Annotated in this window: 14 protein-coding genes; 10 read left to right on the top strand and 4 right to left on the bottom strand. The window is 70.7% G+C overall.

Features of this window, described 5'->3' with window-relative positions:
- The first annotated feature begins 37 nt into the window (after window positions 1-37).
- The 6 genes from OG787_RS46555 to OG787_RS46530 all read left to right on the top strand — a co-directional run bounded on the left by OG787_RS46555 (window position 38) and on the right by OG787_RS46530 (window position 8,702).
- Entirely contained in the window at window positions 38-1,123 is a 1,086-nt protein-coding gene (locus tag OG787_RS46555; protein ID WP_405539562.1) for a LacI family DNA-binding transcriptional regulator, read from the top strand.
- Window positions 1,120-3,744 (top strand): family 78 glycoside hydrolase catalytic domain, encoded by a 2,625-nt coding sequence (locus OG787_RS46550; protein ID WP_405539560.1) that lies wholly within the window; start codon window positions 1,120-1,122, stop codon window positions 3,742-3,744. The genes OG787_RS46555 and OG787_RS46550 overlap by 4 nt, the downstream gene beginning before the upstream one ends.
- Before the next feature lie 58 nt (window positions 3,745-3,802).
- Window positions 3,803-4,564 (top strand): IclR family transcriptional regulator, encoded by a 762-nt coding sequence (locus tag OG787_RS46545; RefSeq protein ID WP_405539559.1) that lies wholly within the window; start codon window positions 3,803-3,805, stop codon window positions 4,562-4,564.
- A 173-nt stretch (window positions 4,565-4,737) separates the two neighbouring features.
- On the top strand, window positions 4,738-5,670 hold the full coding sequence (locus tag OG787_RS46540) for a PDR/VanB family oxidoreductase (RefSeq protein WP_405539558.1): 933 nt from the start codon (window positions 4,738-4,740) through the stop codon (window positions 5,668-5,670).
- A gap of 55 nt (window positions 5,671-5,725) precedes the next feature.
- Window positions 5,726-6,937: a cytochrome P450 gene (locus tag OG787_RS46535; protein ID WP_405539557.1), complete on the top strand. Its 1,212-nt coding sequence runs from the start codon at window positions 5,726-5,728 to the stop codon at window positions 6,935-6,937.
- Between the two features lie 265 nt (window positions 6,938-7,202).
- Window positions 7,203-8,702 (top strand): aldehyde dehydrogenase family protein, encoded by a 1,500-nt coding sequence (locus OG787_RS46530; RefSeq protein WP_405539555.1) that lies wholly within the window; start codon window positions 7,203-7,205, stop codon window positions 8,700-8,702.
- 339 nt (window positions 8,703-9,041) lie between these two features.
- Here OG787_RS46530 and OG787_RS46525 read toward each other — a convergent pair whose 3' ends face one another.
- From OG787_RS46525 to OG787_RS46510, 4 genes are read right to left on the bottom strand one after another with little or no spacing between them, the layout of a single operon-like run.
- Window positions 9,042-10,022, bottom strand: a complete 981-nt coding sequence (locus OG787_RS46525; RefSeq protein ID WP_405539553.1) for a heme-dependent oxidative N-demethylase family protein — start codon at window positions 10,020-10,022, stop codon at window positions 9,042-9,044.
- On the bottom strand, window positions 10,019-10,999 hold the full coding sequence (locus OG787_RS46520) for a PDR/VanB family oxidoreductase (RefSeq protein ID WP_405539552.1): 981 nt from the start codon (window positions 10,997-10,999) through the stop codon (window positions 10,019-10,021). Before OG787_RS46520 ends, OG787_RS46525 begins: the two co-directional genes overlap by 4 nt.
- Window positions 10,996-11,502 (bottom strand): dimethylamine monooxygenase subunit DmmA family protein, encoded by a 507-nt coding sequence (locus OG787_RS46515; RefSeq protein ID WP_405539551.1) that lies wholly within the window; start codon window positions 11,500-11,502, stop codon window positions 10,996-10,998. The genes OG787_RS46520 and OG787_RS46515 overlap by 4 nt, the downstream gene beginning before the upstream one ends.
- A 5-nt stretch (window positions 11,503-11,507) precedes the next feature.
- Entirely contained in the window at window positions 11,508-11,879 is a 372-nt protein-coding gene (locus OG787_RS46510; RefSeq protein ID WP_405539549.1) for a hypothetical protein, read from the bottom strand.
- A 205-nt stretch (window positions 11,880-12,084) separates the two neighbouring features.
- Between OG787_RS46510 and OG787_RS46505 the strand changes: the two genes are divergently transcribed.
- The 4 genes from OG787_RS46505 to OG787_RS46490 all read left to right on the top strand — a co-directional run bounded on the left by OG787_RS46505 (window position 12,085) and on the right by OG787_RS46490 (window position 16,619).
- On the top strand, window positions 12,085-13,287 hold the full coding sequence (locus OG787_RS46505) for an IS110 family transposase (protein ID WP_405539547.1): 1,203 nt from the start codon (window positions 12,085-12,087) through the stop codon (window positions 13,285-13,287).
- A gap of 287 nt (window positions 13,288-13,574) precedes the next feature.
- Window positions 13,575-14,960, top strand: a complete 1,386-nt coding sequence (gene glnT / locus OG787_RS46500; protein WP_405539546.1) for a type III glutamate--ammonia ligase — start codon at window positions 13,575-13,577, stop codon at window positions 14,958-14,960.
- 40 nt (window positions 14,961-15,000) lie between these two features.
- Entirely contained in the window at window positions 15,001-15,894 is an 894-nt protein-coding gene (locus OG787_RS46495) for a glutamine amidotransferase family protein (protein ID WP_405539545.1), read from the top strand.
- A complete protein-coding gene (locus OG787_RS46490; protein WP_405539544.1) occupies window positions 15,882-16,619 on the top strand; it encodes a glutamate synthase in 738 nt (245 codons plus the stop codon). Before OG787_RS46495 ends, OG787_RS46490 begins: the two co-directional genes overlap by 13 nt.
- The last annotated feature ends 20 nt before the right edge of the window (window positions 16,620-16,639 follow it).

The raw sequence follows: 16,639 nt of genomic DNA, 5'->3' as shown, positions 1-16,639 counted from the left end.
GCGGTAGGACGACCGCGGACGAGGGGAGATCACAGCGATGGCCAGGCGTACGGCGGACAACGCCGACGAGGGGAACAAGCGGGCGACGGTCAAGGAGGTCGCGGCCCGGGCGGGGGTGTCCACCGCGACCGTGTCCCGGGTCCTCGGCGGGACGTATCCGGTGGCGGCGGCCACCCGGATACGGGTGCAGCGGGCGCTGACGGAGCTGGACTACGTCGTCAACGCCAACGCCCGCGCGCTGGGCAACGCCACCAGCAACACCGTCGCCTTCATCGTCAACGACGTGACCGGGCCCTTCTTCGCCCACATCGCCCAGGGCGTCGAACAGCAGGCCACCGCCGAGGGCCGGCTCTGCCTGGTGTGCACCACGCACAGCGCCCCGGACCGCGAGCTGGCCGTCATCAACCTCATGCGCGAGCAGCGCGCCGAGGCCGTGATCCTCGTCGGCGGCGCCGTCCGCACCCCCCAGTACACCGAGCACATGGTCAAGCTCGCCCGCTCCCTGGACGCCGAAGGCTCCCGCCTGGTGCTCTGCGGCCGTCCCTCCCTCGGCCCCGGCATCCCCGAGACCGTCGTCCAGTACGACAACGAGGGCGGTGCCTTCGCGATGACCAGCTATCTGCTCTCCCTCGGCCACGAACGCATCGCCCTGCTCGGCGTCGAGCCCACCACCACAGCCACCGAACGCGTCGCCGGATACCGCCGCGCCCTGGACAGTCGAGGCCTGCCCTTCGACCCCGACCTCGTCATCCCTGGCCACTACGACCGCGAGTCCGGATACGAGACGACCCACGAACTCCTCGCGAAGGGCACGGAGTTCACGGCGGTCTTCGCGGTGACCGACATGATCGCCGCCGGCGTGCTCAAGGCGCTGCGCAAGGCGGGAATCCGGGTGCCGCAGGACGTGTCGGTGGTCGGCTACGACGACATCCCGCTCGCCACGGACCTCCTGCCGGAACTGACCACCGTCCACGTCCCGCACGAGGAGCTCGGCCGGGCCGCCGTCCGACTCGCCCTCAACCGCGATACCACTCCCGTCCAACATCTGACCATGGGAACCCATGTGGTCGTCCGCGACTCCGCGGGCCCGCCTGGCACCTGGCGCCCCGGAGCCACACAGTGAACACCACGCCTGTCTGCCTGCGCGTCGAGCACCTCGACGAGGCCATCGGCATCACCGAGCAGCGGCCCCGGCTGTCCTGGCAATTGCCGGACGGCGCTCCCGCGCAGACCGCCTACCGGATACGCAGCGGCGGCTGGGACTCCGGCCGCGTCGAGTCGGACCGCCACCTCTTCGTCCCCTGGGCCGGGCCCACCGCCCGGTCCGGCACGCGCGTCGACTGGCAGGTCAAGGTCTGGACGGACGACGCCGTCGAGAGCGGCTGGTCGCGCCCCGGGTGGTGGGAATGGGGCCTGCTCTCCCCCGCCGACTGGGCCGCCGCCCGCTGGATCGAACCCGCCGAAACCGAAGTCCCCGTCCCGGGTCACCGCCCCGCGTACATCCTCGAACACGACTTCATCCTTCCGCTCCCCGCGGTCCGGGCCCGCCTCTACGCCACCGCCCACGGCGTCTACGAGGTGTATCTGAACGGGAGCCGGGCAGGGGATCTCGAACTCACCCCCGGCTTCACCTCGTACCATCACCGGCTCCAGGTGCAGACCTACGACGTGACGGAGCTGGTGTGCGAGGGCGCCAACACGCTCGGCGCCCTCCTCAGCGACGGCTGGTACCGGGGGGTGACCGGCGCTCTCCAAGTGCCCGACCCTTATGGCGACCGCGTCGCCCTCCTCGCCCAGCTCGTCGCCGAACACCCGGACGGCAGCCGTACGGTGCTCGGCACCGGACCGCAGTGGCGCAGTGGCGTCTCCGGGATCCGCACGGCGGACCTGCTGGAGGGCCAGACGACGGACCTGCGGTCGACCCCGCACTGGCGCCCCGTCCGCCCCGCCACCGGCCACCCCTACGACGACCTCACCCGGCTCGTCTCCTCACCGGCCCCGCCGGTACGCCGGGTCCAGGAGCTGCGGCCGGTCGCCGTGACCCGCCCGCACCCCGACCGGCAGGTCGTCGACCTCGGCCAGAACATCAACGGCTGGGTCCGCCTCACCGACTCGGGTCCGGAAGGCACGACCGTCACCCTCACCCATGGCGAAGCGCTCGCCCCCGACGGCGATGTGACGCTCGATCACCTCACCGCCCATCACTACGTGACCGGCGAGCCCTTCCGCCTCCGCCAGCAGGACCAGGTCACCGCCTCCGGCCGCCCCTGCGAGGTCTTCGAGCCCCGCCACACCACGCACGGCTTCCAGTACGTACGCGTCGAAGGCCACCCCCGCGACCTCACCGCCGACGACATCACCGGCGTCGTCGTCCACACCGACCTGCGCCGCACCGGCTGGTTCCACTGCGACCACGACGGGCTCAACCGTCTCCACGAGGCCGCCGTGTGGAGCCTGCGCGGCAACACCTGCGACATCCCCACCGACTGCCCCACCCGTGAGCGGGCCGGCTGGACCGGCGACTGGCAGCTCTACCTCCCCACCGCCGCCTTCCTCTACGACGTGGCCGGGTTCAGCGTGAAGTGGCTGCGCGATCTCGCCGCCGACCAGTGGCCCGACGGCAACGTCCCGTGCATCATCCCGCGCGGCCCCTCCGGAATCATGGACGCCCTCGACGGCTCAGCGGGCTGGGGCGACGCTGCCGTCATCGTGCCCTGGGAGCTGTGGCAGGCCTACGGGGACCTCGACATCCTCCACGAGCAGTACCCGTCCATGACCGCCTGGGTCGACTACGCCGCCCGCTGCGCCCGCGAGCGTCACCACCCCGACCAGCTGGTGAACGACCCGTATCTCTGGGACACCGGGCACCACTTCGGCGAGTGGCTGGAGCCGGGCGGCACCTCCGTCATCGACCCCACCCTGGACCGGGGCGACGTGGCCACCGCCTACCTCCACCGCTCCGCCGACCTGTTGGCCCGCACCGCCCGCCTGCTGAGCCGCTCCGAGGACGCCGAGCACTACGCCGCCCTCGCCGACGGCACCCGTAAAGCATGGCAGGCCCACTGCCTCGCCGACGACGGCACCCTCGCCCCCGCCACCCAGGCCACCTACGTCCGCGCCCTCGCCTTCGGCCTCGTACCGTCAGGGCTCCGCCAGGCAGCCGCCGACCGCCTCGCCGCCCTGGTCCGCGCTGCCGGCACGCACCTGGGCACCGGCTTTCTGGCCACCCCCGACCTGCTGCCGGTCCTCGCCGACCACGGCCACCTCGATCTCGCGTACGAACTGCTGCTCCAGCGCACCCCGCCGTCCTGGCTTGCCATGATCGACCGGGGCGCGACCACGGTCTGGGAAAGCTGGGAGGGCATCACCGACGACGGCACGCCGCACGACTCGCTCAACCACTACAGCAAGGGCGCCGTCATCTCCTTCCTCCACACCCGCACCGCCGGCATCCGGCCGCTGGAACCCGGCTACCGCCGCTTCCTGATCGCCCCGCACCCCGGCGGCAACCTGCGCTCCGCCGAGGCCGAACACCAGAGCCCCTACGGGCGGATCGCCTCCGCCTGGCGCATCGACGACGGAACCTTCCACCTCACTGCGACCGTCCCGGCGGGCACCCACGCCGAAGTCCGCCTCCCGGACGGAACCAGCACCCGGCACGGCCCGGGAACACACCACTTCACCTCCGGACTCCCCGCGCCGGGGACCTTCCGGTCCGGCTCCGGGCGAAGCGGAACCGGGTAAGCCCTTGCGTGCGTCCGAGGCGCTGTGCCGGTCTCCGGCGCCGTGCCACACTAGGACGGTGCGATCGCAGACAGGTGAGTCGGTCTTGTCCCGGGCGGTCCGGATCTTCGAGGCATTCACCGCGGATGACACGACCTTGCGGGTTTCCGAGATCGCCCGGCGCACCGGCCTGCATCTGGCGACGGCGTCACGGCTGGTCGCGGAGCTGGTCGAGCACGGCCTCCTCGCGCGGGAACCGGACCGCCGGGTCCGCATCGGCATCCGCATGTGGGAGCTGGCACTGCGCGCGTCACCGACTCTGATGTTGCGGGATGCGGCGATGCCGTTCCTGGAAGACGTGCATGAGGCTGTCGGCCACCACGTTCAGCTCGGCGTGCTCGACGGCGACGAGGCGCTGTTCATCGAGAGGCTCTCTGCGCCCGGTGCGGTCATCAGCTACACCCGCATCGCTGGCCGGCTGCCGCTGCACGCCTCGTCCTGTGGCCTGGTTCTGCTCGCCCATGGTGACCGTGAACTGCAAGAACGCATACTCGGCGATCCCCTGCGCGGCTACACGCCGCACACGATAACCGACGCCCGGCGCCTGCGCTCCGTCCTCGCGGACGTCCGGCGCCAGGGCTTCGCCTTCTGCCCGGGACATATGCATGAGGATGCGCTGGGAGTCGCGGTGCCGGTGCGCGACACCCGGGGCACCGTGGTGGCCACCCTCTCGGTGATCGTCCCCAACAACGCCGACGGCAAGACCGTCATCCCCGTCCTGACGGCTGCGGCGCGCGGCATCACCCGCGCGTTCCCGTCAGTTGGACTTCCGCAGGCTTGAGGAGTAGCTGCTCCGGAAGCTGGGCTCTCATTCAGTGAGAACACGGTCGCGATCCGACCGGCGTCGTCCGCATCCTCCTCTTGTCCCGAACAGAGGGGAGACGCCAGGTGGCCATAATCGATGCTGGCAGCAATCAGGATGTCCTTACTGAAAGCACGTCCACGGTGAACGTCGTGACACTGGATGTCACAGCCAAGGACAAGGTGGCCGAAGGTGTGGTGGTGCTGACTCTGGCACACCCGCAGGGCGCACGGCTGCCGGACTGGACGCCCGGTTCCCATATCGACCTGGTCCTGCCGAATGGGACCACCCGCCAGTACTCGCTGTGCGGCGACCGCTGGGACGCCTACTCCTACCGGATCGGGGTGCTCCGGGAGCTCAACGGCCGTGGCGGCTCGGCCTACGTCCACGACGAGCTACGGCCGGGCGACCGGGTCGGCGTCGGCGGGCCACGCAACAACTTTCCGATGGTTCCCTCGGACGAATACCTGTTCATCGCGGGGGGCATCGGGATAACGCCGTTGCTGCCGATGGTCCGCCAGGCCGATCTGCTGGGCGCCGAGTGGAACCTGCTGTACGGCGGGCGCCGTCGGGCGTCGATGGGATTCCTCGACGACCTCGCCGGCTACGGCGACCGGGTGCACCTGGTCCCGGAGGACGAGTTCGGGCGGCTCGATCTGGCGGCCCGGCTCGCCGAGCAGCGGCCCGGTATGAAGATCTACTGCTGCGGTCCCGCCCCCCTGCTGACCGCCGTGGAAGCGGCCTGCCGGAGCTGGCCCGAGCACACGCTGCGCACCGAACGGTTCATGGCCGGCGAACAGGGCGAGCCCGTGCGGAACGAGTCGTTCGAGGTCGAACTGCGCCGGTCGGGTACGACCGTCACGGTCACTCCGGAGGTCTCGGTACTCGATGCCGTGCGGAGCGCCGGGGCCGCTGTGCTCTCGTCCTGCCGGCAGGGCACCTGCGGGACCTGCGAGACCACCGTCCTCGACGGCCGCCCCGATCACCGTGACTCGATCCTCGCCGACCATGAGCGCGCAGCGGACGACTCCATGTTCATCTGTGTCTCCCGTTCCCGCACCGACCGCCTGGTCCTCGACCTCTGACTCCGCCCGACCGCCTCCCGCCGCCCTCGCGCCCGACCACCTGTGGAGATGGCCCGTGACCGAGACCACCGAACGTATCGACACCCTCCCCTCGACCGACGCCGACCCGTTCGGCCACGACATTCTGGAGGACCCGGCGGAGTTCCACGCCGGCCTCCGCGACGCCGGGCCGCTGGTGTATCTGACCCGCTACGACGTGTACGCGATGGCCCGCTACGAGCAGGTGCACGCGGCACTGGTGAACTGGCAGGACTTCCAGTCGGCCGCGGGCGTGGGCCTGAGCAACTTCCGGCACGACAAGCCGTGGCGGCCGCCGAGCCTGCTGCTGGAGGCCGACCCTCCCCGCCACGACGCCCCCCGGCACGTACTGCGCCGCATCCTCGATCCGCGTGCCCTGCGCCGACTGCGCGAGCAGATGTTCACCGCCGCCGAGCAGCTCGTCGACCGGGTGCTGGCCGAACCGGAGTTCGACGCCGTCCCCGCCCTCGCCAAGGCGTTTCCCCTGCAGGTCTTTCCGGACGCTGTCGGCATCGGGCAGGAGGGCCGGGAGAACCTGCTCCCGTACGGCAACTTCGCCTTCAACGCGTTCGGGCCGTACAACGACCTGGTCGCCGACGACGCCCCGCGGATGGCCGGGCTGTCGCAGTGGGTGAACGCGCAGTGTGCCCGCGAGGCCCTGACCGCCGACGGGTTCGGGGCGCAGATCTGGGCCGCCGCAGACCGTGGCGACATCACCCACGAACAGGCTCCGGTGGTGGTCCGGTCGCTGCTCACCGCAGGGGTCGACACCACGGTTCACGGCCTGGCCGCAGTGCTGTACGCGTTCGCCACCCACCCGGACCAGTGGCGACGGCTGCGTGAGCAGCCACAGCAGGTGCGGGTGGCCTTCGACGAGGCCGTGCGCTGGCAGTCACCGGTCCAGACCTTCTTCCGTACCGCCACGTCCGAGGTGCGCATCGCCGGCACGGCCGTTCCCGAAGGCCGGAAGATTCTGATGTTCCTCGGCGCCGCCAACCGGGACCCCCGGCGCTGGGACAACCCCGACGCCTTCGACCTCGGCCGCGACCCGTCCGGCCATGTCGGCTTCGGCATGGGCATCCACCAGTGCGTGGGCCAGCACGTCGCCCGTCTGGAGGCCGAGGCGCTGGTCACCGCACTGGCCCGGCGGGTCGACAGCATCGAGCTCACCGGGCCTGCCCGGCGCCACCACAACAACACCCTGCGCGCCCTGGACTCGCTCCCGGTCCGCGTTCGGCTCAGCCGCTGACTGCGGGACCGGCCGGCACATCACCTACTCAACGAAGAGAAGGCGCACACCTCATGGGGACGACGCTACCGGCCGGCCGGCATACGGCGCCCGCCGCGCCGCCGCACGCCACGCGCAGTGGACGTCAGCGGCAGGAACCTCACCGGCCCTCAAGGGCGCGAACCGTCCGCGGGAGTACCGACGTGCTCCCCGGAGGCCCGGGACCCCCGGCGACCGGCGCCGTTCGCGACGTACAGCAGGGTCCACCATCAAGAGGAGCAACGCGATGACCGCGACGACCAACGCAGGTACAGGCAATACGGCCCAGGCGGGCAGGCCGGACATCGAGGTGAGTCCCGGCCGTCTGTTCATCGGCGGCCAGTGGGTCGACTCCCGCACCGACGACAGACGCGAGGTGATCGATCCGTCGACCGGGACGACCGTGACGACCGTGGCCGATGCCGGTGCGGATGACGTCGAAGCGGCCACCGGGGCCGCTCGCCAGGCCTTCGACGACGGACCGTGGGCGGCGATGGGGGCCCGCGAACGCGGCCGCGTCCTCCTCCGGGCCGCGGAGCTGCTGCGCGGCCGCGCCGAGGAATTCGCCCGGCTGGAGTCCCTGGACACCGGCAAACCGATCGTCTTCAGCAGAACGGTCGACATCGCCACCTCCGCCGAGATGATCGAGTACTACGGCAGCCTCGCCGCCGGTATCGAAGGATCCGTCCGTTCGACCGCGGCCCCCATGATGGCCTACACCCGGCGCGAGGCCCTCGGAGTCGTGGCCGCGATAACCCCCTTCAACTTCCCGCTCATCCTCTCCACCGCCAAGATCGGCCCAGCCCTCGCGGCCGGCAACACGGTGGTGCACAAACCGGCCGAGGAGACGCCGCTGACGGCGTTGCGCCTGGCGGAGGTCCTCCAGGCGGCCGGCGTTCCCGACGGGGTCTTCAATGTCGTCACCGGTGGCGCCCCGGCCGGCGACGCGCTGGTGAACGACCCGAAGGTCGACAAGGTGGCGTTCACCGGCTCCACCGCCGTCGGTCGCAGCATCGCCGCGGCGGCGGCCCGGACGCTCAAGCACGTGACCGTCGAACTCGGAGGCAAGGGCGCGAACATCATCTTCGCCGACGCCGACATCGAGGCCGCGGTCAGGACCGCGATCGGCGGCATCGTCTTCAACACCGGGCAGTTCTGTATGGCGGGCAGCCGCGTCCTCGTCGAGCGCCCGGTCTACGAGGACGTCGTCAAGGCCCTCGGCGAAAGTGTGCAGTACGTACCCGTGGGCGACCCCTTCGACGAAGGCACCGTCGTCGGGCCGATGGCCGGCTCGCGCCACCGTGACAAGGTCCGGTCCTTCCTGAGCCGGGCCCAGGCTGACGGACTGCGCGTCCTCGGGGGCACCACGGCGCCCGAGGGGAGCTCCGGCTTCTATGTGTCGCCCACCGTCCTCGCCGATGTCGAACAGTCCTCGGCGTACGTCCAGGAGGAGATCTTCGGGCCCGTCCTGACGGTGCAGCCCTTCGACACCGAGGACGAGGCCGTACGCCTGGCCAACGACACGGCGTTCGGGCTCGCCGCCGGTCTCCAGACCAGCGACGTCAGGCGCGCGCACCGGGTCGCCGCCGGGCTGCGGGCCGGCCTGGTCTGGGTCAACAGCTGGGGCGTTCTCGATGTCGCCGTGCCGTTCGGCGGCGTCAAGCAGTCCGGCTACGGCCGCGAGTGCGGCCCCGAGGGGCTCGACGAGTACTTGCAGACCAAGTCCGTCCTCATCTCCATGGCCTGAGCAGCCTGACCGCGAACGTTCACCGTGTCGCGCGGCCTGGGCGGAACGGGCCGCCGGAAGTCCCCGGCGAACCGGGTCCCGTCACCGCACGGGCCGGGTACGTGGAGCCGGCCCGAGCCCGCCGGCGGTCCGACGCCTGACCGCAGCCCTCGCCGACTGGACTCCCCGACGGGTGATGCAGGTCTCGGCTGAGGGATCTTGAAAGGGGCGAGGGCCCTCTGACCTGGTGCGGATGGCGGCATCCGCACCAGCGGCAGAAAGGCCTTCGTGCCCCCTCGCGGCGCTCCCCTGGCCGAGGCCGGCCGGCTGCGTCCGGCCCGCCGTGTCCCGGTTTTCGGCCTACTGGGCAAGCCAGGCGGCTGCCTCCTCGCGGTATCGGCTGATGCCCTTGTAATCGGCCATGTCCTGGGGCAGTTCGGCCAGGACGGCGGCGAACCGGGACCGCCAGGCGGGTACCCGGGCGAGTTCGGACAGGGGGAGCAGGTAGCTGCGGATGAGGAAGAGGACGGCTCCGGATTCGGCGAGCCGGACGAGGTGCTGGACCTCGACTCGCAGATGGAGCCGTCGAGCCAGTTCCGCCGCTCCGTCGGCGAGTACCAGTCTGCGGTCGCGGCCCCATTCCGGATATGTCTCGGTGGACGTGTCGAGCTTGTGGTCCACGGTCATGGTCCAGTTGGTGCGGCGGTACGCATCGCCGGGCTGGAGCCGCATCAGGAACTGATGTGCCCGGTTGATGACCCTGTTCTCGTGGACACGGGGGACGGGTCCGTGGACTTCAAGGAAGCTCATGCCGATGTCGAAGGCGAGCGACCAGTCGGCGGCGAAGGTGACCAGTCCGGCGTCGGCGAAGAGGTCGCCCTCCCGCTGGTCCAGCAGGACCAGGTCTTCCTGCACCTGGGCGCCGATGTAGCGCAGCGGGTCAGCGGGCAGCGAGCTCTCGTCACCGGCGCGGAAAGCCTGCTCGATGCCCAGGAGGCTGTTGGTCCACAGCCAGCCGCTGTCCGGGGTGCGTTGCAGGGACATGGTCTGCGGGTGGGTGCGTGCCAGTTCTCGCATGAGGGTGAGCATGGTGTCCCAACAGGCGGCCCGCATATGGGGCAGGACTGTGCAGCGGGACGGGTCCTCGGTCAGGATGCGCTGCCGCAGGGCGAGTTCGGCGCGATAGTCCTCGTCGATGTCGAGGATGTTCTCGCCCCAGGCGCCAGCGGCTGTGGCCACCCGTTGGCGGGCGGGTTCGACATTGGTGCTGTAGCGGTAGCTGTCGGCGGGAAAGGGGAAGGGGAAGCGGGCAATGCGGGCCGGCAGGGTGGACGTGGTCACAGCTCCAACTCCAACTCGTCGTCCGCGCCGCGGGAGACACAAGCCATGATGCTGTCGCAGGCGGCGCGTTCCTCTTCGGACAGGTAGTGGTCCCGATGCTCCGGGCGGCCCGCGAGAACCCCGACCCGGCACTGGCCGCACACGCCCTGCCGGCACAGGCTGGGTACCGGCGTACCCGCGCCCTCCAGCGCGGCGAGCAGACTGGTACCGGACGGCACCGCGACCCGCCGTCCGGAGGAGGCCAGCCGGACTCTGAAGGGGCGCCCCGGGTCCAGTGAGGCCGCCTCGAAGCGTTCACTGTGCACCCGCGCCTCGGGCCAGCCGGCTGCCCGGGCCCGGTCCAGCACGAAGTCGGTCAGGCCCGAGGGCCCGCAGACGTACAGGTGGGTGCCGAGAGGCTGCTCCGTGAGGGCCGTGGTGATGCGGTCGCGTAGCGCGCCGCGGTCCCCGAACCGTTCCAGGGCCGGGCCGCACAACGTACGCAGCTCGTCCAGATGTGCGGCGGCACCGGGCCGATGGCCGTAGAGGAGAGTGAAGGAACGAGCCCACGCGCGGGCGGCCCGGGCATGGGCGAGCAGGGGGGTGATGCCGATCCCGCCCGCGATCAGGAGATGGTGCCGCGCGGCGGGGATCGGCGGGAAGGCGCTGCGCGGAGGGCTCACCCGGATCAGGCTGCCGACGTGAGCGTGCTCGTGCAGCCAGCGCGAGCCGCCGTCGCCGTCGGGCCGGAGCAGCACGGAGATCGAGTAGTGGTCCGGCTCGGTGCCGGGGCCGGTGAGGGAGTAGGCGTTCGGGCGCTCCCCGCAGTGGACCACCACATGGCTGCCCGGGGGGTAGGAGGGCAGGGTGGCGCCGTGCGGGTCGCTCAGCCGGAGGGTACGGATACCGGGGGCCGACTCGTGTGCCCGCGTCACCCGCAGGGTGAACGGGACGTCGGGAGTGGTCCGTTCGGTGGGAGGGCTTGCCGTGGTCGTCATGGGGCTTCCTCCGCGTCTGCCATGTATCCCATGTAGGCGGCGTGCCGGCGGGAGACATGGTGGTACACGACGAGGGTGCGTGCGCAGCCCCCGCAGGGGTGCGTGGCGCCGAGAGCCGTGCGGGATCTCGTGATGTGGCCGCAGTGGGTGCACAGTGTGCGGCGCTCCTGCCGGTCGGTGGCGTGCGTGCGGATCTCGGTGCGGACCGCGCCCTCGCGCAGGGCGGCGGCCTGCAGAACCAGCACGTCGGCCTCAGGTCCGGCCAGCATCAGCCGCCAGCCGACCGTGGCGCTTCGCATCTCCTGCGCCAGGGCCTCGACGGCGACCTGACCGGCGTCCGGCCAGTGCCGCGCCACGGCGACGGCGCCGGACTCCTCCAGGCTGCGGGCCCAGGCGCGGGCGATCGCCCGCGCCTGGTCGCCCACCGACATGATCGTGAAACTACGGCCCGATACGTCCGGATCGGGGGGCTGCCCGCTCCATACGGGCACGCTGGTGGGCATCGCGGTCAGGGGGCGAAGGAGCGGTGGCCGACGTAGAACGCCAGCGCCCGGTCCGGGGTCGAGAACAGGATGCGGGAGCCCTTGGGGAAGAAGATGGCGTCCTTGGGCCTCGCGATGAGAACCTGTCCGGTGTCCTTGTTCTCGAGACGGAACTCACCCTCGATGACGATCTTCATCTCGTCGTAGGTGTACTCGTAGTCCAACGGTTGGTCCGTGTGCCGGAGTTCGAAGAACCCTGAGGCCATCTCGGACCCGTCGGGGTTGCTGTAGACGTCGCCGATGAACGCCTCGGTGCCCGCGACCTCCATGCTGGGCAGGCCCTTGAAGCCATCAGGGGTGACGCGGAAGGGGATCGGCAGGCCGGGTGTGCTCTCCATGGTTCTCCGTAAGTTGTTAGGCGGCCCGGGAGGGCCGGGTGTGGCTTATGGTTCTCTGCCTTCAGTGGCTTCCGAGGAGTGGCCGCCCGGCCCTCCGGGGCGCCCTGGCTGCTGATTGAGATGTGCGCTTCAGTCGCTGATTACGGAGATGACAGCGGGGTGTTCCTCGGGCCGACGGCATGCTGTTCGGAGCGAGGAGGGGCGAGTGAGCGAGCGACGGGCCCAGGTCTGGGTCGGTATCGACGCGGGCAAGGGGCATCACTGGGCTGCAGCGGTCGACGAGACCGGTGCGACGCTGTGGTCGAAGAAAGTCGACAACGACGAGTCGACGATCCTGACCGCCATGGGCGAGATCCTCGACCTGGCCGACGAGGTCCACTGGGCGGTGGACATCTCCGGCACGTCCTCCGCGCTGCTGCTGGCCCTGCTCGCCGCCCACGGCCAGCAGGCCGTCTACGTACCCGGACGGACCGTCAACCGCATGTCCGGCGCCTACCGGGGCGAGGCGAAGACCGACGCCCGTGACGCCTACGTCATCGCCGAAACCGCACGCAACCGCCGGGACTTCGCGGCGATCGACGTGCCGGCCCAGCTGGCCGCCGACCTCGCGCTGCTGACGGCCCACCGCTCCGACCTCGTGGCCGACCGAGTCCGGATGATCAACCGTCTGCGTGACACCCTGACCGGCGTCTTCCCCGCACTGGAGCGGGCCTTCGACTACAGCTCGCAGAAGGGCGCGCTGGTTCTGCTGACGGGCTACCAGATGCCGGAGGCTCTCCGCCGCCGTGGCCGGGCGAGGCTGACGGCCTGGCTGGCCAACCGCGGTGTTCGCGGTGCTGACGCCGTCGCCGCGACGGCGCTGGAGGCCGCACAGGCCCAGCAGACCGCGCTGCCCGGCGAGGACGTCGCCGCCCAGATCGTGGCCGACCTGGCCGTGCAGATCCTGGCTCTGGACGACCGGCTGAAGCGGATCGACAGGCAGATCCGCGAGACGTTCCGCAGCCATCCGCAGGCCGAGATCATCGAGTCCTTGCCCGGCATGGGCCCGATACTCGGCGCTGAGTTCGTCGTGGCCGCCGGTGACCTCACTGCCTACGCCGACGCCGGTCACCTGGCTTCGGCGGCCGGGCTGGTGCCCGTCCCACGCGACTCCGGACGCCGGACCGGCAACCTGCACCGGCCCAGGCGTTACAGCCGCCGCCTGCGCCGGGTGTTCTACATGTCCGCGCAGACCAGCATGATGCGCGAGGGACCGAACCGGGACTTCTACCTCAAGAAGCGTGGCGAGGGCTGCAAACACATCCAGGCCGTCATCGCCCTGGCACGCCGCCGGGCCAGCGTGCTGTGGGCACTCCTGCGCGACAACCGGGTCTTCACCCCCGAGCTGCCAGTCGCGCAAGCGGCTTGACTTCGTCATTGAGACTCCTCATATGGATGCGGACAACGCCGGGAATCTGGTGGGCGGTTGGGCAGGGTCACAGGAACGCTCCACCAACCAGCAGTTGACAATGAGTAATGCGGTGAAACATTAAGTCGCCATTCCTGACGCGTTAAATCCAGGTATCCGCACCAGCGAGGCCACTGCGGGGATTCGCAACACGCCCCTTGCCTGAACGAAATGACCCGGCAACAATCTCTACGTTTCCTTAGATGCAACGACGATTCATAACGGGAAACAAGATGCCGGGAGTGCCCATGATGATCGACACCGCCCAAGCACCGGCCGGATCGGCCCCGTCGGCCGATCCCGTGCCCGACCCGGAGCCGATGCCGGACCTGGCCGCCCGGGCCAGGGCGGACGGCATCGAGTTCATCCTGGCCGTCTTCGTCGACCTCACCGGCAAGCCCTGCGCCAAACTGGTCCCCGTCGAAGCCGTCGAGGAACTGCAGACCGACGGCGTCGGCTTCGCGGGCTACGCGGCCGGCGCGCTCGGCCAGCAGCCGAGCGACCCGGACATCATCGCGTTGCCGGACGTCTCCTCGTACACCCCACTGCCGTTCGTGCGCCCCGGCCTCGCCCTGGTCCACTGTGATCCCCACGTCGAGGGCAAGCCCTGGCCCTACGCTCCCCGTGTCATCCTGCGGGCCATGCTGGAACGTGCCGCCGCCCAGGGCCTCTCGCTCGCGGTCGGTGCGGAGGTCGAGTACTTCCTGGTCAACCGTGACGAGCAGGGCACGCTGACCGTCGCCGACAGCCGGGACACCGCCGCCCAGCCCTGTTACGACGCACGCGGTCTGACCCGGATGTACGACCACCTCACGGCGGTGTCCAAGGCCATGAACTCGCTCGGCTGGGGCAACTACGCGAACGACCACGAGGACGGCAACGGCCAGTTCGAGCAGAACTTCGCCTACGCCGACGCGATGACCACCGCCGACCGGGTCATCACCATGCGGTACCTGGTGTCGGTGCTGGCCGAGCAGCGCGGCATGATCGCCACCTTCATGCCGAAGCCGTTCACCGACCGCACCGGCACCGGCATGCACATGCACCTGTCCCTGTGGCGCGACGGCGAAGCCGCCTTCCCCGACGTCTCCGACGCCCATGGGCTGGGTCTGTCCCCGCTCGCGTACTCCTTCATCGGCGGCATCCTCGACCACGCCCGCGCCCTGCAGGCCGTGATCGCGCCGACCGTGAACTCGTACAAGCGCACCGGTGCCGTCTCGACCCGGTCCGGCGCCACCTGGTCCCCGCGCAGGGCGGGTTACGGCGGCAACGACCGCACGCACTTCGTCCGTGTCCCGGACGGCAACCGCATCGAGCTGCGCGGCGGGGACGGCGCCGCCAACCCCTACCTCGCGGCGGCCGCCACACTGGCCGCCGGGCTCGACGGGATCGAGCGCGCTCTCGATCCCGGTGCGCCGGGCGACGCCGCGGCCACCGCCGCCCGGCCCGAGCTGCCGCCGACGCTGCTGCACGCCGTCGAGGCGCTCGCCGCCGATCCGGTGGTCAGCGGGGCGCTCGATTCCGTGGGCCCCGGCGTCAGCCGGTACTTCGGCGAGATCAAGCGCGAGGAGTTCTTCGACTGGCACGCCACGGTCGGCCCCTGGGAGCTGGACCGCTACCTCACCGCCTTCTGATCTCTGCCTTTTCCGGACACTCTCACCAGGAGAATCCCGCATGTGCGGAATTGTCGGGCTCCATCTGCGCGAGCCCTCCCTCCATCCCCACCTCGGTGAACTGCTCACGGCGATGCTCGGGCAGGTCGTCGAACGCGGCCCGGACTCCGCGGGCGTCGCCGTCTACGGCGATCCCCGGCTCACTCCGCCCGGCCGCTCGACGGTCTCCCTGCTGGACGCCGGCCCCGACCCGGCCCTCGTCGAGGCCGCACTGCGCGACCGGCTTCCGGACGTGGCCGCGATCGGCGCCGACGCCACGACCGTGGTCCACGCCCCGGTACCCACCGGGGCCCTGCTGGCCGCCATCGCCGACCTCCTCCCCCACGCCACCGTCATCGGTTCCGGCACGGATGTCGCCGTGCTCAAGGGCACCGGCCATCCCGACACCCTCGCCGAGTCGTTCGGGCTCGCGCAGGCTCAGGGCTGGCAGGGAGTCGGGCACACGCGCATGGCCACGGAGTCCGCCGTCACGCCCGGCGGCGCGCACCCCTTCTCGGTGGGGCCGGACCAGTGCCTGGTGCACAACGGTTCCTTCGCCAACCATGCCACCATCCGCCGTGAACTGCGGGCCAAGGGCGTGCGGTTCGACAGCGAGAACGACTCCGAGGTCGGCGCCCGCTACGTCGCCCACCAACTCGCCCAGGGCGCCGATCTGGAGAAGGCGCTGCGCATGCTCTGCGAGCGCTTCGACGGCTTCTACACCCTGCTGGTCGCGACCGGCGACGCCTTCGCCGTCGTACGCGACGCCATCGCCTGCAAGCCCGCACTGATCGCCGAGACCCCGCAGTGGGTCGCCATGGCCTCGGAGTACCGGGCCCTGGACGTCCTGCCGGGCATCGAGAACGCCCGCATCTTCGAACCCGAGCCGGAAGAGGTGTACGTATGGCAGCGCTGACCGGAGAGTCCCTGGACAACGCCGTGGGGGGCCTGACGGTACCCGTAACCGTCGTGGACCTGGCCGAATCCTCCGTCCGGGACCTCAACCGGGCACTCCACTCCCCCGACGCCGCCCGCACCACCGCGTGGCGGGTGCTCAACCCCCGCGGCGCGCACAGCGTCGCCTGCGGTCTGGCCGAGGAACTGGCCGTCGACATCGAGGGCCACGTGGGCTACTACTGCGCCGGAATGAACCAGCGGGCCACGGTCACCGTGCACGGCAACGCCGGCACCGGCGTCGCCGAGAACATGATGTCCGGCACGGTCCGGGTACACGGGAACGCCTCCCAGTCGGCCGGGGCCACGGCCCACGGCGGGCTGCTGGTCGTCGACGGCGACGCCGCCGCGCGCTGCGGGATCTCCATGAAGGGGGCCGACATCGTCGTGGGCGGAAACGTCGGCCATATGAGCGCCTTCATGGGCCAGGCGGGCCGGCTGGTCGTCTGCGGCGACGCCGGTGACGCGCTCGGCGACTCCCTCTACGAAGCCCGTATCTACGTCAAGGGCACGGTCAAGTCACTCGGCGCCGACTGCGTCGAGAAGGAGATGCGGGACGAACACGTCACCGAACTGGCCGAGTTGCTGAAGGCGGCCGAACGGGACGAGGACCCCGCCGGCTTCCGGCGCTACGGCTCGGCGCGGCGGCTTTACCACTTCAAGGTCGACAACTCGACCGCCTACTAAGGGGAGTTCACCGATGGATC

This window comes from Streptomyces sp. NBC_00075, assembly GCF_045041225.1.
Lineage (GTDB): Bacteria > Actinomycetota > Actinomycetes > Streptomycetales > Streptomycetaceae > Streptomyces > Streptomyces adonidis.
This window is presented reverse-complemented; position numbering and strand designations above follow the sequence as displayed.

Bases quoted from the DNA above. Each gene is read 5' to 3' on its own strand.
- OG787_RS46555 (WP_405539562.1), top strand. From the start codon at position 38: ATGGCCAGGCGTACGGCGGACAACGCCGACGAGGGGAACAAGCGGGCG.
- OG787_RS46530 (WP_405539555.1), top strand. From the start codon at position 7,203: ATGACCGCGACGACCAACGCAGGTACAGGCAATACGGCCCAGGCGGGC.
- OG787_RS46520 (WP_405539552.1), bottom strand. From the start codon at position 10,999: ATGACGACCACGGCAAGCCCTCCCACCGAACGGACCACTCCCGACGTC.
- OG787_RS46515 (WP_405539551.1), bottom strand. From the start codon at position 11,502: ATGCCCACCAGCGTGCCCGTATGGAGCGGGCAGCCCCCCGATCCGGAC.
- OG787_RS46510 (WP_405539549.1), bottom strand. From the start codon at position 11,879: ATGGAGAGCACACCCGGCCTGCCGATCCCCTTCCGCGTCACCCCTGAT.
- glnT (WP_405539546.1), top strand. From the start codon at position 13,575: ATGATGATCGACACCGCCCAAGCACCGGCCGGATCGGCCCCGTCGGCC.
- OG787_RS46495 (WP_405539545.1), top strand. From the start codon at position 15,001: ATGTGCGGAATTGTCGGGCTCCATCTGCGCGAGCCCTCCCTCCATCCC.
- OG787_RS46490 (WP_405539544.1), top strand. From the start codon at position 15,882: ATGGCAGCGCTGACCGGAGAGTCCCTGGACAACGCCGTGGGGGGCCTG.